The organism is Paenibacillus sp. FA6, from assembly GCF_051550225.1.
Taxonomy (GTDB): Bacteria; Bacillota; Bacilli; order Paenibacillales; family Paenibacillaceae; genus Paenibacillus_AQ.
In genome coordinates, this window is record NZ_CP188820.1 from 3,189,153 (window position 1) to 3,208,914 (window position 19,762).

A 19,762-nucleotide genomic window follows, 5' to 3' on the forward strand; every position below is an offset into this window, starting at 1 on the left:
ACGCACTCGTGTAGAGTGCGACCTAACGTAGTTGGATAAATAATAACACATAAGAGATTTCAATCCACGCACTCGTGTAGAGTGCGACGCAGTATTCGGAGTGTGTTATAACTGGCTACAGATTTCAATCCACGCACTCGTGTAGAGTGCGACGAAATGGACACACTTTACAACGGAACTCCCGAAATTTCAATCCACGCACTCGTGTAGAGTGCGACCTCAGTGCTGCCTCATGTCTGCGGTCAAGTTCCAGATTTCAATCCACGCACTCGTGTAGAGTGCGACGTCAATACAACGGGTCATCCAGGTAGCTCACCTACAATTTCAATCCACGCACTCGTGTAGAGTGCGACCATCAAGAATCCTTTATACGTGAAAGTGCTAGTTATATTTCAATCCACGCACTCGTGTAGAGTGCGACGGAACGACTGCTCCGACCATTCGCGCCAAGTGAACATTTCAATCCACGCACTCGTGTAGAGTGCGACTCGAGGGAAACGGGTGGTGAAGAGGATGGACAAAATTTCAATCCACGCACTCGTGTAGAGTGCGACGATATTATTAACGATGTGCTGCGCGCTGCTTTCATTTCAATCCACGCACTCGTGTAGAGTGCGACGTGTGATGTTTGCACAGCGCAGGACGTTGAGGAAATTTCAATCCACGCACTCGTGTAGAGTGCGACAGGGTCAAGTTGCAAAAGGGAGAATCACACTGGAGATTTCAATCCACGCACTCGTGTAGAGTGCGACGCGTTAGGACTCCGGTGGGATTACGTGATTTATCATTTCAATCCACGCACTCGTGTAGAGTGCGACAACCCAATGATATTGGACGTCCTTTAGATAACATATTTCAATCCACGCACTCGTGTAGAGTGCGACACTAAGTTACATCTTAATCAGAGATCACTTTGGACATTTCAATCCACGCACTCGTGTAGAGTGCGACGATTGAATTGTTCGGATATAGCTTATTCCAAGTTGATTTCAATCCACGCACTCGTGTAGAGTGCGACCATGTACGTCCGCGATCCGATACCAATCTTCATAAATTTCAATCCACGCACTCGTGTAGAGTGCGACCCATATCCTGATATATATAGGCTCTACCATCGGGCATTTCAATCCACGCACTCGTGTAGAGTGCGACCACTCTAAGCTGCTTAACCGATGTTCAGATCGGAATTTCAATCCACGCACTCGTGTAGAGTGCGACTTGATCGTGAAGAACCTTTGGAAGTTGAAAAAAAAATTTCAATCCACGCACTCGTGTAGAGTGCGACTCTGTTAAATCAGGATAGATATAGCCACCATCCATTTCAATCCACGCACTCGTGTAGAGTGCGACAGGGACAAAAAGCATATACAGCATGTACTCCTGGATTTCAATCCACGCACTCGTGTAGAGTGCGACCTCCCCGCATGTTACCGACTATACGCATCGCCATATTTCAATCCACGCACTCGTGTAGAGTGCGACTGCGAAAAACTAATGTAAAAGTGGATTTCCAACGATTTTATAGAGGAAAACAAATGAATCCAGCCTTTTCCATTAATATAAAAACCCAGTATTATTAAAATAAAGTATATTATCCACTCTTTTCTGGTGCGAACCTCCCAGGGAATTCATGTGTGCTTAGGGTTCGCACTAGAAAATCAATGGTCCTTCAACGTCTAAACTCGACTTAGCTCCAATATGTTTGACCTTATGTTTATGGTTGTTTCCTAGTATATAAAACCTTAAACTATCGACAGTTGGATCAATTAGTTCTTCTAATTCTATTTCTAGCTTTTTTAATTGTGTTGCGTCAACAATGCATTCGAAGACTGAATTTTGTACGCGTACACCATAGTCCTCACATTTCTTAGCGACTACCCTCAGCCTTCTTGTACCTCCATCAGATATCGTGCTGACATCATACGTAATCAATACTAGAATTATCGTTCACCTACTTCCATAGAAATGGCGGGTATGCATCAATATCTCCTCTAATGAAACGAGCTAACAGAAGCGCTTGAGCGTGCGGGACAAGTCCCCAAGATATCTTTTCCTTTAGAAATGGATGTGTAATCTTCTCTTCCTTTTTGTCTTTCCACAGTTGTAGTATCTTTTTGCGTGCATCGTCCGTCATCAGTACGGCACCACTTTCTTTTTTCAGAAAATCAGATGCTTGTACCTGTTTCAAATTAATTAACGATAGCACGAATCGGTCTGCGTACACACTTCTCAATTCTTCCATCATATCAAGCGCGAGTGACATTCTACCTGGACGATCTCGATGTAGAAAACCAACATAAGCATCTAGCCCGACGCCTTCCAATGCGGCTCCAACCTCAGAAGATAGTAATGAATAAGCAAATGACAATAGTGCATTCACATTATCCAGTGGGGGTCTTCGATTTCTACCTTTGAAGAAAAAATCCTTCTTCTGCTGCAGGATCATATCGTCCATTACAGAAAAATAAGCACTGGCGGCATTCCCCTCGACCCCACGTAACACTTCTAAATCATCGATAGTCATGAGTTGTTTCATCGACTCTGTTAAATGAGCTGACACGTTTTTGAATTTCTCAACATCAATTCGCAAAGCATGATCTCTTGTCATTCGCTCTAAAGTCCATTTCGCATTGTACAACTTTCCAACTAGAAAATGCCTGGCGATATGTGCGCTTTTCTGCTCATCATCTGAAATTCTATATTGTGTTTTCCTTAACACGACATTTCCATTGGAAGGCCCGATGACTCTTGCACGAAATCGACCATTACTCGTTAGAAAGACGATGGCAATATTCTGTTCTACACAAGCAGCCATAAGCGCAGGACTTGCTCCTTGATGTCCAAATGTACAAATGGCTTCCAAATTATGTAGAGGTACTCGACCAATCGTTTCATCATCTTTGATGATCAACACATTCTCACCTTTCAAAGCAAGATAAGCATCTGGCGTTGTAACGTATATCGTATTTAACAACTTTCTCATTCTGCCAACATCCTTTTCATATAACGTGCGACAGATTCCTTCGTAAGTAACTCTGGCAAACAAATATGACGTAATGAACAGCTCTGACAGTGTTCCCCTGTTTTCACACGAGGTGTGTGCCTTCTTTTATAGTAGTCATGCATACGTTGGGCTGTTTTTCTCACATTGTTTTTCAAATCTTCTGTTATTTCCACTTCTACCCTCCGACGAGTCTCATGATAAAAGAGTTCACCGCGAGGAACTGTGCAATATAGCATATCTTCTAAACATATCGCCTGTGCCACAAGTTGGGAAATGTCTGACTGATCCTTTTTAGGTTTACCTCTCTTATATTCAACTGGTATGGGCAAGTATGTTCCTTCTTCATTTTGTAACGGTACGCCATTAGGATCTTTATGAAACTCAACGACATCACAAACCCCTGTAAGTCCCAATTTAGAAGAGTGCACGGGAAGCCCGCGCACATATAATACATCTTTTCGCTTTTCTCTAATAAAAGGGTCATCCGCTTTCTCATGTAGATGGCTCCCTTCAATCGTTAGAACATTCTCTTCCCATTCTTGTTCAATATGGATTAGTGCCCATTGTCTTTCGCAAAACTGGAAATGCTGAATCCCTGACAATAAGAGAAACTCCGATGCATCATAGTCCGTCATATTCTTTCACAGATAAACCCTCTAGTTGCTCTACTGTGATCGTATAGTGATCTATTGAATTCGGAATTTTATCGTCGTCATTTAACTTTACTTTAATCGAACGATGTACTTTTGCAGATGAATATTGACCTAGCTTCGAGTTGTGTTCCCACCAGAACACTTTATTCACTTCCATACTGCCATCTGGTCTTGCTGAAGAAGAATCATTTGCGAATAATGTAATGAATGCCTGTTTCAACTTCTCACTATCTTCATCTGAGAATCCCGTTCTCTCCGCTAATTGTGGATTAATACTACCGCAGAAAAGGTATACTCCGAAATCGACGCGATGCTTCATCCCCATGGTGTCGGAAGTCTTCCTACTTGGATCCTTCTCATTCGTCGTAGAGTTGACGCTCTTCGTAATTTGCATACTCGTAATTTCAACAGGACTAACGCTGGTTGCTGCATGAATAGAAACAGGGCCTCTTACTCCTACTGATACATCCGTTCCTTTAAAAGCGAACACTTGCCCGAATGCGCGAACATCATACCACGCCTTGCTAGCAAACATTTCAACTAATTCCTCTTTATTCGCCGCTTTATTATTCTTTGCAAAATACGGTGCAACATCTTCATTTCCTAATACACGGTCATTAATACTACGATAGCCATCTGTACGACGTTCATCCGATTGGACTAAGATGGCTTCTCCTGCGTCTTGTAACCTATTGCGAAGTTTCCTCTTAATCGCAACGTCGGATACTTCTCCATGTCCATCATAATCTTGACGCGGGCGATTCCCATTCAAAGGGTCTCCGTTAGGATTAGCTTTATTTACTGTAAACACAATAGCAAAATCAATTTTGTTCTGAATTATTGTCATCCTTATTCTCCTCTTTCTGTTCTTTTTTTGTGTAAAGCTCCTTTACTTGGCTACTGTATCCGAGTAAGAACAACGGACCTAACGCTTCATTATTCATTTTATCAACTGATATACGATCTTCAATCTCTCGAATCATCTTATTATAATAAGACATTTCTTCCCCTCGGTTGACTTGATAAGGATGGATTTGTTTGCGGATCGTCATCCATGTACGTGCAGGACGCTGTGAGAATGCATTGAAATAGCGTAAAGCATTCGTTGCACGGCTGTCTTTCCGAAGTTTAAGTTCGTTACGCTCTAGCACTTCCGCCACACCAAGCAACCTTCCAAACAAATAGTCGCGCGATGAATTTCCAAGGTCTAACGTCATATCGATTTTCTCCTTTTCATACTGTTTGCGAATCAATGCGCAAGCAATATTCAATGTTCTTTGCCAATCCCCTGATGGACTTAATAAGTCATCCTTGAAGCTCATTGGATTTCTTACCCTATTAAAGATCGTTCTTACGATATCTTTTGGTATCGCCGCATGGTCAACGATGCAAGGTAGTAACCGCGTAAACAATTCCCTTTTTATTCTGGGATCTGCTCTGTCACCGTAGACCGACTCAACAATATGGTATGTTGAAGGTGTTCCTACATAGTTCACTACCTTTTTGGTATCCTCATCATAATAAGACTGATACCATTTGCACGTACGATGCCAATGAGATAATTCATCTAGAAATAACTCACTATCCAGCTCCTGGTAATACACTATAGCCAATCTTCCGGTTGTCGCAGCATCAACAGCCATCACAATAATTTGTTTAACTCCTTCAATTTGGAAGTTATGCTTCATTCCCTGAAGTGCTTGTTGAACTTGTTCAGCGATAACAAGATTCGTATAATCTCGTTCAGTCTCGTTGTTAAATAACAGGCCACGTTCCAATTCGAGCTCCTGTTCGTCTAATTCATCCAATTCGTCTGATGCATCTAATTTATTCAAGTTCTTAAATATATCTAATGTTCCTTGGAGAGGCTGAACTACCGCAGGTTTTTCAACTCCAAATGTAATAAAACTCCGTGTATCCGCGCGGTATCCTTGCCGTTGAATGAGCCATCTTAATGCACTATGCGCTTTTTGAGATACATCATATCCGATCTGCACGGCTTGACTAGGTTTGTCGAAACGACCGCGATATGTAAATCCTTTGTCATCATTAGAAGAAATTAACTTGGACATATCACCCGCATTACGCAAGCGTGATCCATGCTGCTCTGACAATGTTACAATTTCACCGCTAATATAGCAGAGACCTTTGGCCGCAGTTCCGTCCATTGTATGAGCAAGGTAGTTCTGGAATATTTGAAAAAGTTCTTTATCTTCCCATACAGGAAGATCCTTTGAGTGTTCCCTTAACAGATTGAAGCGCACAAGTGACTCGCTGCTATCTCCAGTGACGACTTTATAAATATCGGGTTTCTCTATCCCATATTTCGTAGCATCACTGCTTGTCCATTTCTCAATTAACTTGCCATTCTCATCTACAAATAGCACCTTCGCTTCCACAAGATCACGGATAACATTACCTTTTTTCACGTAGTTGTATATTAGTTCAACCTTGGGATGACTGAATTCACTCGTTGCCCAATCTTCCATCTGGGCGATATATTGCAGGTAATTATCTGCACGTTTCTGCGCCCCACCATACTTCATATAATCTGCTGCTACATAAAACAACTTATCGTGTATAAAGTGTCCCGCTACCTTCGCTCCTGCGCGATTAGCCGAGTTTAGCGTTGCTGGCACAATAGTTCTTGCTTCCTCTTTTGCTACAACCCTTGCATCAAAAAAGTTACCCTCACGATCTAATGTCACTTCAATCTGGGCACTTTGAGTCACATGGGAGATTGGAAGCAACGTGAAACGTTGACCTTCTCCCCGCGATTTAAACTCTCCTACTTGCTTGATATTATTATCGTACACATCATACAAGCGCTTCATCCAGCTCATTTATTCACCTCCCCGTGGAACATTTCGGAATACTCTTCCTCCACACACTTCAGATTCGTACCTAGCTTGAATGCTTTTAGCTCCTGCTCTTTAATGGAACGCACAGTAAGACAATCTTCGGGTCTATCGAATTGGATAACACCATTCTTCATCACAGGAATACAGATCCGTGCTTCTAATTCATTTCTGCCAGTCTCATCTGGGTAGTTAAATCCATGAAACATGGAGCCGAAATTAATCTCTCCATATTTATCGTAGTAACTCTCATCGCTTCCGAAATCACAAGCTTCAACATAACCTTGACACTCTCGGCTTCCAAGATAAATATCTCGCCGTCCCCCACGTTCAACTGAACGCTTCGCGACATTATGATGTTTATTCTCATTGCGATCTTGTTCAAGGTCAGGACGATGCTCATTGAACTCAAAGTGAGCGCGAACTTGATAGGATGGATTACGTAAATAAGTATAATAAGCTAGCTCATTGGATGAATCGTGATATTTCGTCGGACGTAAGCCCTTCACTTCCGTTTGTATTGCATTCATTACTCTGACTTCATCTATATACCAAATAACGGTGGGCTTCCAGTAGATAGATTCAACAATCCCTTTCAGCGCTTGGTATGTTGGAATTTGATATGTGAACTTTTCCCCGCCAATTTTGGTAACAGGATCTGTAAACAGAGCGTATTTACCATGAACAATAAAATCAATACTATTTCGCATGTTTTCTCACCTCCTTCAATAGATAGATTGACTCTGTTCTCCTTCTCCAGTAAGGGACAGACCGAATTCCTTATGATAGCCGCCATCCTGAAGTGCATATATCCCCTCCGTATGAAGTGGAAAGATCAAATCTTCTTTAACTAACTGACGTAACGTATGACTATACACATTGACACTATATAGCTGAGCCTTTTTTAACAACAGATTCAAACGATCGTAATCACGGATCTCCTCATTCAAGTCTGCTATTAAATTCCTGCCTTCAACATGATATGGAACTAATATCCCTGTCGTCGGGGCTTCAATAACTTCGAAACGAGATTCAAGCGTCTTATACATCGATCGTTCTGACGTTGTAGGACTTCCCTGTGGCACAGCTCCGTAATACTTCTGACTCTGATCAATCAATTCAATTAAGGGAATATTAAGCTTGGTATCTAACATTTGGATTTCTCGCTTGGCCTTCGTTAAATAGAAGTCAAAATAAGTCTGAATCGCTATCGGACTAAGCAGATCTTCAGCTAATTCACTTCGAGTTAGGACATCTTGTTCGGTCACCTTTTGACCAAGTGCAATTTCAGGTAATCTGGATAAAGCTTCGTCTTGAGCACGTATTATATATACCGTTCCTTTGGCGTATTCACCATTGCGGTTACAGCGACCTGCCGCTTGGGCGATCGAATCTAATCCAGCAAGTGAGCGAATGACACATTCAAAGCTAATATCTACTCCTGCCTCGATAAGTTGCGTACTTACGCAGATCACTTTCTCATTGCCTGACATAAGCTTCTTCTTTACTTCTTTTAGAATATCTTTGCGATGCTGCGGACACATCGATGTACTTAAATGATATACGCTGTATCCTGATGATTCCTTCAACTCATGATACACATTTAGAACTGCCTTTTTCGTATTTAAAATAATAAGTAATGATTGCTTATCTTCCAATTCATCTAACGCAAAGTTGCTAATTTTGTTCGCATTCCAACCTTCTGTGGTTACTTTACTCGCGATAGACACCCGTTGAAACGCTTTCACAACATAGGGTAAATCCTTCACCATTTCAGCATCTGCATCCATCAGTAGTGGATAATCTGTTTCTGTAAGCGATGGCTGCGTTGCTGTGCACAGAATAATACTGCTCTTGCCAAAGTAATGTAGAAAGTTCACAGCGCTATTAAATAAAGGGATATGCTTGATAGGGACAGATTGCACTTCATCGAAGATGACAATCGCATTAGTTAGATTATGTAGTCTACGTGCTTTACGAGTGCCCTTACCATAGAATGTATCTAGAAATTGTACCATCGTGGTGAAAATAATCGGGTGATCCCAATTATCTCGTGCTAACTGTATTTGTTTTAGTGAAGGCTTTTGATAACCATCTAGTTCGTCATCACCTGCTGCATCATCAATGACATTCGCATGATGTTCCAAGACCATGTCTTTGTTCTTAATAATCTTCCGAACGGCATCTGCATTTTGTTCTAATATTGTTGTGTATGGGACGACATAGATAATTCGATCCTTGGCTTCTAAATGCGCGTGCTTCAACGCATATCGCAAGCTTGCAAATGTCTTCCCACCACCCGTCGGAATCGATAGTTGATAAATGGCTGAAGGTTCTTTTGCTAAAAGATCGCATTGCTCTGACATCGCTGCACGTAGCTCATTGATCGGATGTGACGCATCTGGACCTGCTGCCCATTCTTGTAATTGATCTATCAAATGATCATAACTCTCTTTAAAAAACAACTGATTCGATGGATATAAATCCGAATGATCATCTTCATCAAATCGACGAGAATCTGTACGATCCGCATCAATAAGACAACTAAAGATATACTTCATCAATATACTATGATAGACAGGCTTAGAGATGTGACTTTTCCTCTGCCATTGCTTCGATAGTTGTTGAAGTTGCAATAGAAAGGTTTTCATTTCCTTCAATGAAGCCTGATAGAGTTCTTCAACCCTCGCTTGATTGCCTGGAACGCTTAAGAATGTTGTGCATACTTCCTCGTAATGAGGGAGGTCTTCCCTACATACCCTTCTAAAGAAATCAGATTGACTCCCATCCGTCTGCAAAAAGTTCTGCAATCCCGAATGATGTGAGAGAATAACCATCCCTACCATTTCGATCACAATATTGGATATACTCTCGCTTAGCTTTTTGGGAGAATCAATATAATATTTTTCATATAAATACTTCGCCCCTGCCGACGAATGATCAATTTTTACAGAAGGTGCTCCTAGCTTTTTCACAGCATTTTCAATATATGTACTGAAGGCTTTCGTATTCTTTCCCATGTCATGTAAATAACCAGCAAGCTCCGCCATGGATGGAACGTTCACCTTCTTGCCGAATTCCTTCGCAATGTTTGAGACCGCTTCCAAATGTTCTTGCACTGTTTGTTCTTTGAAATCAGACTTTCTCATATGCGCAATCATGAACACATCTCCTTATCCATAACGGATTCTCGACACTAAACTGAACAGTTTCTTAATAGTCCTATGACCACCATAACCACCTTCTTCGTGATATATCCGGATAATCATCTTTGGTTTCCTTCCTTAATCGATCTTCTGGTCCTTAGCGAATAGGGTCACAACTTTTTTTAAGGCACCATTTTGCTCTTCAAGTTCTTTAATTCTGGATTTGAATTTCTTGACCTCTACGGCAGAAATCTGTTCATTACCTACTCTGATTTTTTTAGTTACACGCTGTCCGACTTGCTTATCTGTCATGGATCGACACAACCTCCCATTATAATTGTAACATTCCCCCAGTACATGTCCACTGATTTATAATAGTACCAGTATCTGTTTGGATTACCTCTAGCACCACTACAAAAGCTTACGTATAATAGTTAACTTTGGATTGCTGAGACGGCCCAGCGTTTATTCCCTTGAACTTCATGCTCAGTTTAGCGAATTCTGAAGATGCTAAGAGTATGAAGAAGTTGGCCAACGTTCGTGCATTTGCAAATAATAAAAGAGCGATCTATTTCAAAATAGTAAAATTATTATATTAAATAATATATAGAATGTCAAATTACTCATTAAAACAAAGGTCCCCTTTTACTAAAGTAAAAATGGACCTTTTTCTCTTCATATTAAATAATATATATTTTCAATCCACGCACTCATATAGAGTGCGACAAAAGATGTGAAGAATTATAACATTGAAACATTAATATTTCAATCTAGGAACTCACGCAGAGTGCGACGCAGATCGGTGAGGTATACATGATTCACCCATGGATATTTCAATCCACGCACTCCATACAGAGTGCGACGCATTAGTGATTGAGCGTTACGAAAATGGTGAGAATTTCAATCCACGCACTCCATACAGAGTGCGACCAGGTGTTTTCTCGATCTCATAGGCGACACCGAAATTTCAATCCACGCACTCCATACAGAGTGCGACAAGTACCCTCCGCCGATTGCAGCGTTAATTGACGATTTCAATCCACGCACTCCATACAGAGTGCGACGAAATCTCCTGTTGATTTAATGTACAGGCGATTATATTTCAATCCACGCACTCCATACAGAGTGCGACGATAGTCGAGGACGTTACTTGTCACAATCAGTGATTTCAATCCACGCACTCCATACAGAGTGCGACACCTCCTTCCGTAATTGTGCTTACACACTAGAAACATTTCAATCCACGCACTCCATACAGAGTGCGACGATTGTAATATGGATACATAAGCAATGAATAAATATTTCAATCCACGCACTCCATACAGAGTGCGACGGGTGTAAGGGGCAGCGCCCTACTTCGCTAACCTTATTTCAATCCACGCACTCCATACAGAGTGCGACATTCATCTCAGCGCACCACTATGATCTACATAGATTTCAATCCACGCACTCCATACAGAGTGCGACGATACCTCTTAGCTGAGATAGAATATTCGGAAATCATTTCAATCCACGCACTCCATACAGAGTGCGACACGAAAAACGATTAGTCGTTATACAGGCTGAAGAATTTCAATCCACGCACTCCATACAGAGTGCGACAGGGTCGTGACTACGATCACCCAGAGGACGCAATGATTTCAATCCACGCACTCCATACAGAGTGCGACGAATGAGTCACGCTAACCGAGGGATGCGATTCGAAATTTCAATCCACGCACTCCATACAGAGTGCGACTATGGTGACGGGTCGGGATTGTTAGGAGGCTTGCTAGATTTCAATCCACGCACTCCATACAGAGTGCGACGGGGGTCACGACGATCCAGCGCATATTGCAAAATATTTCAATCCACGCACTCCATACAGAGTGCGACCCAAGACAGGAATTGTCGCTCTTGATATAGATGATTTCAATCCACGCACTCCATACAGAGTGCGACGAAGAGCAGGAAGAGTATCGCGAAGGACTGAAAGGATTTCAATCCACGCACTCCATACAGAGTGCGACGTCAGCTTCGCAACAGTATTCAGGCTAGCGTAGAAATTTCAATCCACGCACTCCATACAGAGTGCGACTAAAGGCGGGGTTTTAAAAACATCGATTACAACATTTCAATCCACGCACTCCATACAGAGTGCGACGATTTCATTATTTAGCCCTCCAAACATAAAAAAGAGAATTTCAATCCACGCACTCCATACAGAGTGCGACCCTGTCTCGTCCGATGTGAGGCAGGAGAAGAGGGTATTTCAATCCACGCACTCCATACAGAGTGCGACCCGTGCTGATTACGGACGAGTTTAACGCCCTCGATTTCAATCCACGCACTCCATACAGAGTGCGACTAGTCGTAAAGTCGTTACCGATGTACGCGTATGATTTCAATCCACGCACTCCATACAGAGTGCGACTGGGGGACTCATTATAATGACAAAAGATGATATATTTCAATCCACGCACTCCATACAGAGTGCGACCTTAACTAGCATCCAACAAGGTAATACGGTAATCATTTCAATCCACGCACTCCATACAGAGTGCGACGGCAGTAGATCAGCAGACGAATACTGTTTATTGATTTCAATCCACGCACTCCATACAGAGTGCGACCATTGCATTCGTTGAATCAGATCCATCTGTAAAAATTTCAATCCACGCACTCCATACAGAGTGCGACTCAGGCGCAAGCAGATTAAGAAAGAAGTTAGAGATTTCAATCCACGCACTCCATACAGAGTGCGACGAATACGGATCAATTAACTTTACTTATGTTGTTCCGATTTCAATCCACGCACTCCATACAGAGTGCGACTGCGAAAAAGTGATGTAAAAGTAGATTTTCAATGATTTTTTAGTGGAAATAAACAAATTAACACTTTTACTCTCAATTTAAATCCCGAAATTAACTAAATTTTGTCTATTTTTCACCAATTGTAGGTGCGAACCTCCCAGGGAATTCATGTGTGCTTCGGGTTCGCACTAGAAAATCAATAACCCTTCAACTTGTAAACCGGCTTCTCAACTAGATGCTTGATCTAATATGTTTCATTGTTTCCCATATTATATCATACCTGCCTATTAACCAAAATAAGGAATTGATTCACTATTTTTAGCTTCTATTTTATGACTCAACCTCAAAATCAGTGTTTGACTATTAGAATGTAACAGAAAGTAAGAGGCAAGCATGTCATACGGTATGAACTTCAACACGGCGAATTAAAACGATAATAGAAATTCTGCAATTGCTATTGCAGTAATATGGCTCCAATCTAAATAGATAGATATGGCGTATGTCCCCAACCCTTTTCTTGTTTATCAATCACAAAAAAGGAGAGCCATTCAGCTCTCCTACGTATGTTAGATTGTAATTTCCAACGTGTTATTATTCTTATTGTATTCCATTACTCCTCCCAAGCCCCTAGCAAAAACCTGAGCAGGAACATATGTTACCCCTTTGATTACTATCGGAGCTACACTAGCTGTTTCCGATATACCATTATAAAACACTGTTTTACTTCCTATGGTCAAAGTCATCTTTCTATCTCCCTTTGTTACGCCAATCGTCCCGCTATCCTTATCATAGGTAAGAGTCGCGCCCATTCCTTCAGCAATCTCACGGAGTGGAACAAGATTAGTATTCTGGTAAATTACCGGCTCACTCCTAAATACGATTCTCTCGCTATTCACATAAACTTCAAGACCAGACTCTTTATAAGTTGGCTTTGTAGGTTTAGGTTTTGAATCTTTTTTAGGCGCTGTGTAACTTGAACTAGATGAAGAACCGCTTGAAGTGGAACCCCCACCATTATGATAATGGTATTCTCCCGTTTTTAATCCCCATTTCGCACAGTTGGTACGACAATAATGACCACCACTTGAGTCCGTTCTACCTGGATGAGCAGATACGGTTGCACTGGATAGAAGTAAAATGAATGCTAAAGAACTAGTAATGACTCTTTTTCTCATGGTTGTTTAACCCCTTATAGTATAATGTTACTATTTATAATAGCATAAACAATTGGAATAAAGGTCATTGTTTGATTTATGATACGAAGCTAGATATTATGACTACTTATCTGATTATCGCTGTATTCATCCAAACAGAAACTTATACTTTATTTCTTATATTTCGAAAAAGCGTAAACCCATCGGGCTCACGCTTCTACTTCTTTCCTTATCTGAGTAGCATCTCTAGACGAGCGCTTACTTCTGCTTCATCTTCCATACGTGACCAATAGCCCTTAAGCTGTAAACGGACGGCCTCTATCATATCAGCATCAAGTCCGAGGTCGGAATATTGTCGACAATGGGGCCACATACTCATATATACGTCTTCGTTTTGGGGCCGATTGCCAAGCAATCCATCCGTTAGTGAAAGTGCCTTCGCGTGTGCTGGTAATGAAAGGGTCTGTCGACGTATATGTGACTGCGCCTCGAAAGAACTTAAGTAGTTAACAAATTGGTTGGCCAAATCTTGCTGCGGTGAATGTCTATGAACAGACAGACCTGTGACAAGCAACAACGTATCCGAATTGGTAATAATTGGAAGCGGTGCTAGCGCATAATCAAGACTAGAGTTATACATCCGATTGAGCCCAAAGTACGTCGTCAGGATGATAGAGGCATTACCCTCCAGAAACAATTGCTCTGTATCCGAATTGTCCTCCGTCCACAACGATATCGGTCTTCCTTGCTTGTGAATAAGGTCACGAGCTATCCGCAAGCCTTCCCATAGCGCTGGATCATCGATCACACGCTTCCCTGGCTCGTCGGGACGGAAATGAAATCCATTCTGCAACAAGAAGATCGGCCAGCGATTAATCGATTGAATATGCGTTGCGAAGCCCCATACATCTAAACGGCTTGTCAGCTTCCGAACAGCATTTAGCAGTGTGTACCAGGTCCAAGTTCCGTCTGGCACCTCTATACCGCATTCCACAAAGTGTGCACGATTATAACAAAGGACAAGCGGTGAGAACAAGAACGGCGTCGCAATCAGACGTTGATTGTTCGACGAATGGGGATCTAGAAACGGAATGTTCAGTTTTGGGCTAGCTGCATCGTCATAGGGAGCTGACGTCAAATGACTAAGACGCGCGCTGTGTGAATGGTTCCGTCGTTTCATCGTGTCCCAAGAAGTAACGGTGACCACGTCAGCTAGTCCATGATCGGCATACTCAATCGGGAATGCTGTCGGCATCATTTGAACGCGCACACCCGAATGAGTATCCTCGAATGAATCCACTAACTGCTGCAGATTCGCTTCATTAAGTAAAGATGGATGATAAGCGAAACGAAGTGTCGTTTGTCCGTATTCAATTGTTGTCATGCCGGAAGACCCGCAATGCTCGCTTGCTTCAGATCGATTAGATCCCCGCAGCCACATGGAAGGATCGTTAACTTGATTGCCCACCCGGCGCACCTTCGTTATCAAGCCTTCCTTGACGAGCCCATCCAATGCACGTCTTACTGACTCTTTATTTAAATGATATTGTTTCCCTAAACGAAGCTCCGAAGGGAGATACTCATTCGGTTGGATCCAACCATTGTAAATTTGATCTCGGAGTTGAACTATTAAATGCTGAATTCGTTGATTAAATTCAGTTTGAGTTGGTCTTGCCATGATTTCGCCTCATTTACTTATATCTTATCTTATAAAAAGAGAAGCATCTTCAAGGTGAAGTTTACCATAAAAAAGACATATGTAAAAATGGACTTTTCAAAAAAAACATTATAAACAATGAAAATCACAGCGATATTAAGGAAATAAGCTCACTTTCCACTAGATATAGCCTAGGGAATTCTAGCGGAGTAATAGACTGGAAACACTTACTTTTTAGTATTGACAGCGCTATCATTAGAGTCTAGGCTGTATAGTATGGTCTAGAATACACTCTAAAAAATCCAAAGTGAAGGGGAAGATGTTCAATTGAAGTCGAAACGAGTCATTATGGTGATACTGAGCATGTTGCTTGCCATACCGGCATTTACGCCGATGATCCAGAAGGCGCAAGCACAACCTAACATTGAGTACGTACCGGTAACTATTGAAAACCCAGGGTTTGAACAGGTTAATGATGATGGCAGCTTTCCAGGATGGAATATTAATATTACCGGTACTGACGATGGCCTCCTTGCTGAAGCCGTATCTGTCACCGACAGTACTTATGTTAAGTCTGGTTTCCGCAGCTTAAAGTTAGAAGATCATAGCCCGAAGAAAGGAATCGAATTTAAAAGTAACAAGATTTCAATTGAAGGAGGTAACTTTTATCGAGTAACCACGTCGGTCTATGCTGCTGCGAAGAGTGTAGGTATTTATGTGAAGTATTATGACAGTAACGGAAAGTTCGTCGTGGACAGCAATATTTTGGCTAACAAACCAATGGCGTGGGAATTAAAACAGCTGGAAGTATTTGCACCTGTAACTGCTTCCTATGCGGAGATCTGGTACTATAAATCGCCTGCAGGTGTAGGTACAAAAGTATACATCGATGATGTCGTCTTTGAGAAAAAAATAGAATCCATAGAAGCTGAACTTGATGCTCCTTATGAAGATCAAGCCGTGGATCTCGGCGAAATGGTGAAGATTGGATTGTCACAAGCCGCTACATTTGGCATAGGACCAGATGGGAAGCATGAGCAGTATATAACAACGACGGGATCACCAAGTGCTTTCACAGTCGTCGATGCCATTACGGGTGAGCAGAAATTCACTGAACGCGTAGCTGGCGCGAACGACCCCGTTTGGGGAATTGCGAAAGGATCAGATGATAATATTTATTTCGGGTCCTCCGGCAAGCTCTATCGCTACCTAGTCAAGGATAAGAAGATAGAGAACTTGGGAGTTAACCCTACTGGAAACACAACGATCTATGATATCAAAGCAAGTAATGACGGAAAAATATATGGAAGTACATTCCATGCCACTAATATGGGAAAGGTATTCGAATATGATATCGCTCAGAATAGCTTTACAGACCTTGGAGTAAGTAAAGCTGAGCAGAAGTATGCACGAGGACTCGGTGTGACAGACCAATATGTTTATGTCGGAGTAGGTGAATTGGCTCACCTTATGCGGATTGATCGAGCAACGAAAGAAACGATTGAAATTCACATACCGCCTATTAGCGGTCAGAAAAAGACACTTTCAACAGTAGACATCTACGGCGGACATCTATTCGTGTATGCTGGCGATAAAGTCTATATTCTGAAAGAAGATAAAAATAATACATTCGTTAGAGAGCTTCCATTCCAAAATAAAATATCTCCACCCTCAATAACAGAGCCTAATATCATCTACTACAAAGTAGGTGAGCAATTATTTAGCTACAATATGGAAACTAATAGTGAACCTACGGCAGTCACGGCCATTAAGCAGCCTCTTCCTGATACGGAATTTAAAGCCCATCAGTGGATTACACCTGCTTCGGGGGATTTTGCCGGTCGCAACGTACTGTACAGTATGGCGGCTTATGGTGAGACTATCATTTTTGATCCAGCAAGCGGAGAATATGCATCCTATGTAGCACAGATTCCGGTCATTGGGACTCCCATTAATACCTTGGAGCATCATGAAGGACTGTTATATATAGGCGGCTTCCAACGCGGGATGAGTATATATGATATTGCCAGTGGGAAGATTGTTCATGATTATCCGACATTCCATCAACCTGAAAGCATTGGTTTCTTTAATGGGGCTGCTTATTTCGGAACCTATACAGGTGCCAAAATGTATCGTATGGATTTATCAGAACCTCTCCAATACAATCAATTCGGCTGGGGCAACCCCGGACTTGCTCTGAAAATTGAAGATCAAAACCGACCTTATGTCATGACCGGTGGCGATGGGAAGCTATTCGTCGGCACATTCCCTTCGGGTAGCCGTTTCGATGGGGCATTGACGATTATGGAAGAAGTTCAAGATGCTCAGAACAAAGTCATAGGTGTTACATCCGAAACATTCTCTAATCCTGCTGAGAATCGCACAATTATTGGATTGGCTTATCATAACGGTAAACTATTCGGCAGCACAACCGCATTCAGCGGCAGTGGCAGTGCGACTCCAGCTCCAATGAATGATAATGCCACTGTATTCCGTTTCAATTTCGATACGAAAAAAATCGAGAATTCATTCACTCCCCAGGTGGATGGGATTGATAGCAAAGTTCAAATTATTGGTGAATTGTCCGTAGGACCCGATGGTCTGATATGGGGCGTATTAGACAGCTTTGTGGATGCAGCGACGGGTTACAAGGCAGCCATATTCGCGATGGATCCCGAAACGATGGATATTGTGAAGAGCAAGATCATCACCATGTCTCCCAACACAACGAGTAAATATCGCCCTTACCATCTCCGTTGGGATAAAGATGGCATGTTGTATTCGACAATTGGACGAAAACTATTCATGATTGATCCAGAAACATTACATGCAAAGCAGCTGTTGATTGGTAAAACAATTAATTTAATGACAATGGCTGATAACGGAGACATCTATTATGTAGATAATGCGAAGCTGTTTAAACTACCTAGGATACAGGATACAGTAGACCCTACAGATCCAGTAGACCCTGTAGATCCTGTAGATCCTGTAGATCCTGTAGATCCTGTAGATCCTGTAGATCCCGTAGACCCTACAGATCCTGTAGATCCCTTAGATCCTATAGATCCTATAGATCCCGTAGATCCTATAGATCCCGTAGATCCCGTAGATCCTATAGATCCCGTGGATCCTACAGATCCTGTAGATCCTACGAATCCACCTGAACGATCGGAATCATCGGAGCCTGTCAAACAGACAACTCCTGTTGACTCTAAGAAAAAAACAACACAAGTGGTGCCAGCCAGCCAGTTACGCTCCCAGCAAGGATCAACAATGATTATGGTGAACAGTAATACGAATGAACTACTACTGCCAACGAATGCAGCAGAGTTAATTGCTGATGAAATGCTGCAAATTGTGCAAGAGCACATCATTATCAAGTTGCCGGTGGCTGTGCTAGAGGATCTAATAAACACACTTGGTTCTACACAACACGCTAGTTCGTTCATCTCCCTCACGTTGGGTCAACGCAGTACAGAGCAAGCGAAGCTTATTGCTAACAGCGTACAAGGTGAAGAGCATGTTCAAATACAGTTAGCTGGCGCGATCATACCTATAGAATTAAATCTTCAACTTCAATCGGGTGCAAAGCTTCCTTATTCGAAGTTTAAGCAGCCAGTGAAATTACAGATCGATATTGGCGAACAAGTCGATGGTAAGCTGCTCGGCATCTATTATATTGATGAAGACGACAAGCTGGAATTCGTTGGAGGCAAAAGAAACGGTAAGTGGATCGAAGCCGAAGTGACCCGTGTTGGAAATTACGGTGTGTTCGAGTATAACAAGTCGTACACAGATGTACCAAACGATCATTGGGCTGACACAGCTATTCGGACATTGAGTGCCAAGCATGTGTTTAAAGGTGTAACTGAAGCTCAATTTGGTCCAACGGAAACATTAACGAGGGCTCAATTCGTTACGATGCTTGTACACGCCTTCGATCTTCAGTCAAGTGACTCGACGAAGACTGAATTCAGCGATATAACACCGGAAGACTGGTATGCGAAGGATATTGCAGCTGCAGTATCCGCTGGTGTTGTAAGTGGCGTAGCCATGGATCGATTCGATCCATATGCGTCCATCACACGTGAACAGATGGCCCTAATGCTTGTACGTGCATACGAAAAAGGATATGGACTTCCAAACGTACAAGGAGAACAATTACAATACGCAGACACTTCTGAAATAAGCCCATGGGCGGAACAGGCGATTACGGTTGCGGTTGAGCTGGGTTGGATGCAAGGCAAATCGCCAAGCAAGCTAGATCCCGCTAATACGGCTACACGTGCCGAAAGCGCCATAATGATCTACAATGTAATGAAATTATTCTACAAATAATGGACTGAAAGAAAGCCGTTCTAGCATACATTGCTAGAACGGCTTTCTCGTTGTTTAAGAGATCGAGCAAGTCATACAACTTGATTGCAAAATAAGGAATGTTTGTTGTCACGTCCTAAGCTTATGCTTTGTCCATCGAGAATCAGTTTAATATGCCCC

Annotated in this window: 11 protein-coding genes and 2 CRISPR repeat arrays (1 of these 13 running past the window's edge); of the genes, 1 reads left to right on the forward strand and 10 read right to left on the reverse strand. The window is 42.2% G+C overall.

The window, feature by feature from the left end; translation table 11 throughout:
* Window positions 1–1,482: direct repeats of the CRISPR family, unit length 32 nt; unit sequence ATTTCAATCCACGCACTCGTGTAGAGTGCGAC (it extends 940 nt beyond the left edge of the window).
* 168 nt (window positions 1,483–1,650) lie between these two features.
* From cas2 to ACP8HI_RS14975, 10 genes are all read right to left on the reverse strand, one after another.
* The gene (gene cas2 / locus ACP8HI_RS14930; protein WP_438351846.1) at window positions 1,651–1,941 is read right to left on the reverse strand and encodes a CRISPR-associated endonuclease Cas2; all 291 of its coding nucleotides are present in this window, start codon (window positions 1,939–1,941) and stop codon (window positions 1,651–1,653) included.
* A gap of 10 nt (window positions 1,942–1,951) precedes the next feature.
* Window positions 1,952–2,983, reverse strand: a complete 1,032-nt coding sequence (cas1c, locus tag ACP8HI_RS14935) for a type I-C CRISPR-associated endonuclease Cas1c (RefSeq protein WP_438347015.1) — start codon at window positions 2,981–2,983, stop codon at window positions 1,952–1,954.
* Window positions 2,980–3,639 carry a CRISPR-associated protein Cas4 gene (gene cas4, locus ACP8HI_RS14940; protein ID WP_438347016.1) on the reverse strand — a complete coding sequence of 220 codons (660 nt, stop codon included), beginning with the start codon at window positions 3,637–3,639 and terminating at the stop codon, window positions 2,980–2,982. The genes cas1c and cas4 overlap by 4 nt, the downstream gene beginning before the upstream one ends.
* Complete coding sequence (gene cas7c, locus ACP8HI_RS14945) at window positions 3,626–4,504, reverse strand: type I-C CRISPR-associated protein Cas7/Csd2 (RefSeq protein ID WP_438347017.1); 879 nt, start codon at window positions 4,502–4,504, stop codon at window positions 3,626–3,628. The genes cas4 and cas7c overlap by 14 nt, the downstream gene beginning before the upstream one ends.
* On the reverse strand, window positions 4,479–6,500 hold the full coding sequence (gene cas8c, locus ACP8HI_RS14950) for a type I-C CRISPR-associated protein Cas8c/Csd1 (RefSeq protein ID WP_438347018.1): 2,022 nt from the start codon (window positions 6,498–6,500) through the stop codon (window positions 4,479–4,481). Before cas8c ends, cas7c begins: the two co-directional genes overlap by 26 nt.
* Entirely contained in the window at window positions 6,497–7,225 is a 729-nt protein-coding gene (gene cas5c, locus ACP8HI_RS14955; protein WP_438347019.1) for a type I-C CRISPR-associated protein Cas5c, read from the reverse strand. The genes cas8c and cas5c overlap by 4 nt, the downstream gene beginning before the upstream one ends.
* A gap of 15 nt (window positions 7,226–7,240) precedes the next feature.
* Window positions 7,241–9,676, reverse strand: a complete 2,436-nt coding sequence (cas3, locus tag ACP8HI_RS14960; RefSeq protein ID WP_438347020.1) for a CRISPR-associated helicase Cas3' — start codon at window positions 9,674–9,676, stop codon at window positions 7,241–7,243.
* A gap of 123 nt (window positions 9,677–9,799) precedes the next feature.
* Window positions 9,800–9,973: a hypothetical protein gene (locus ACP8HI_RS14965; RefSeq protein ID WP_438347021.1), complete on the reverse strand. Its 174-nt coding sequence runs from the start codon at window positions 9,971–9,973 to the stop codon at window positions 9,800–9,802.
* A 518-nt stretch (window positions 9,974–10,491) separates the two neighbouring features.
* Window positions 10,492–12,475: a CRISPR direct-repeat array (repeat unit 33 nt; unit sequence ATTTCAATCCACGCACTCCATACAGAGTGCGAC).
* A 545-nt stretch (window positions 12,476–13,020) separates the two neighbouring features.
* A complete protein-coding gene (locus tag ACP8HI_RS14970) occupies window positions 13,021–13,629 on the reverse strand; it encodes a copper amine oxidase N-terminal domain-containing protein (RefSeq protein ID WP_438347022.1) in 609 nt (202 codons plus the stop codon).
* A 208-nt stretch (window positions 13,630–13,837) separates the two neighbouring features.
* Window positions 13,838–15,286 carry an extracellular solute-binding protein gene (locus ACP8HI_RS14975; protein WP_438347023.1) on the reverse strand — a complete coding sequence of 483 codons (1,449 nt, stop codon included), beginning with the start codon at window positions 15,284–15,286 and terminating at the stop codon, window positions 13,838–13,840.
* 306 nt (window positions 15,287–15,592) lie between these two features.
* Between ACP8HI_RS14975 and ACP8HI_RS14980 the strand changes: the two genes are divergently transcribed.
* Window positions 15,593–19,603 (forward strand): S-layer homology domain-containing protein, encoded by a 4,011-nt coding sequence (locus tag ACP8HI_RS14980; RefSeq protein ID WP_438347024.1) that lies wholly within the window; start codon window positions 15,593–15,595, stop codon window positions 19,601–19,603.
* The last annotated feature ends 159 nt before the right edge of the window (window positions 19,604–19,762 follow it).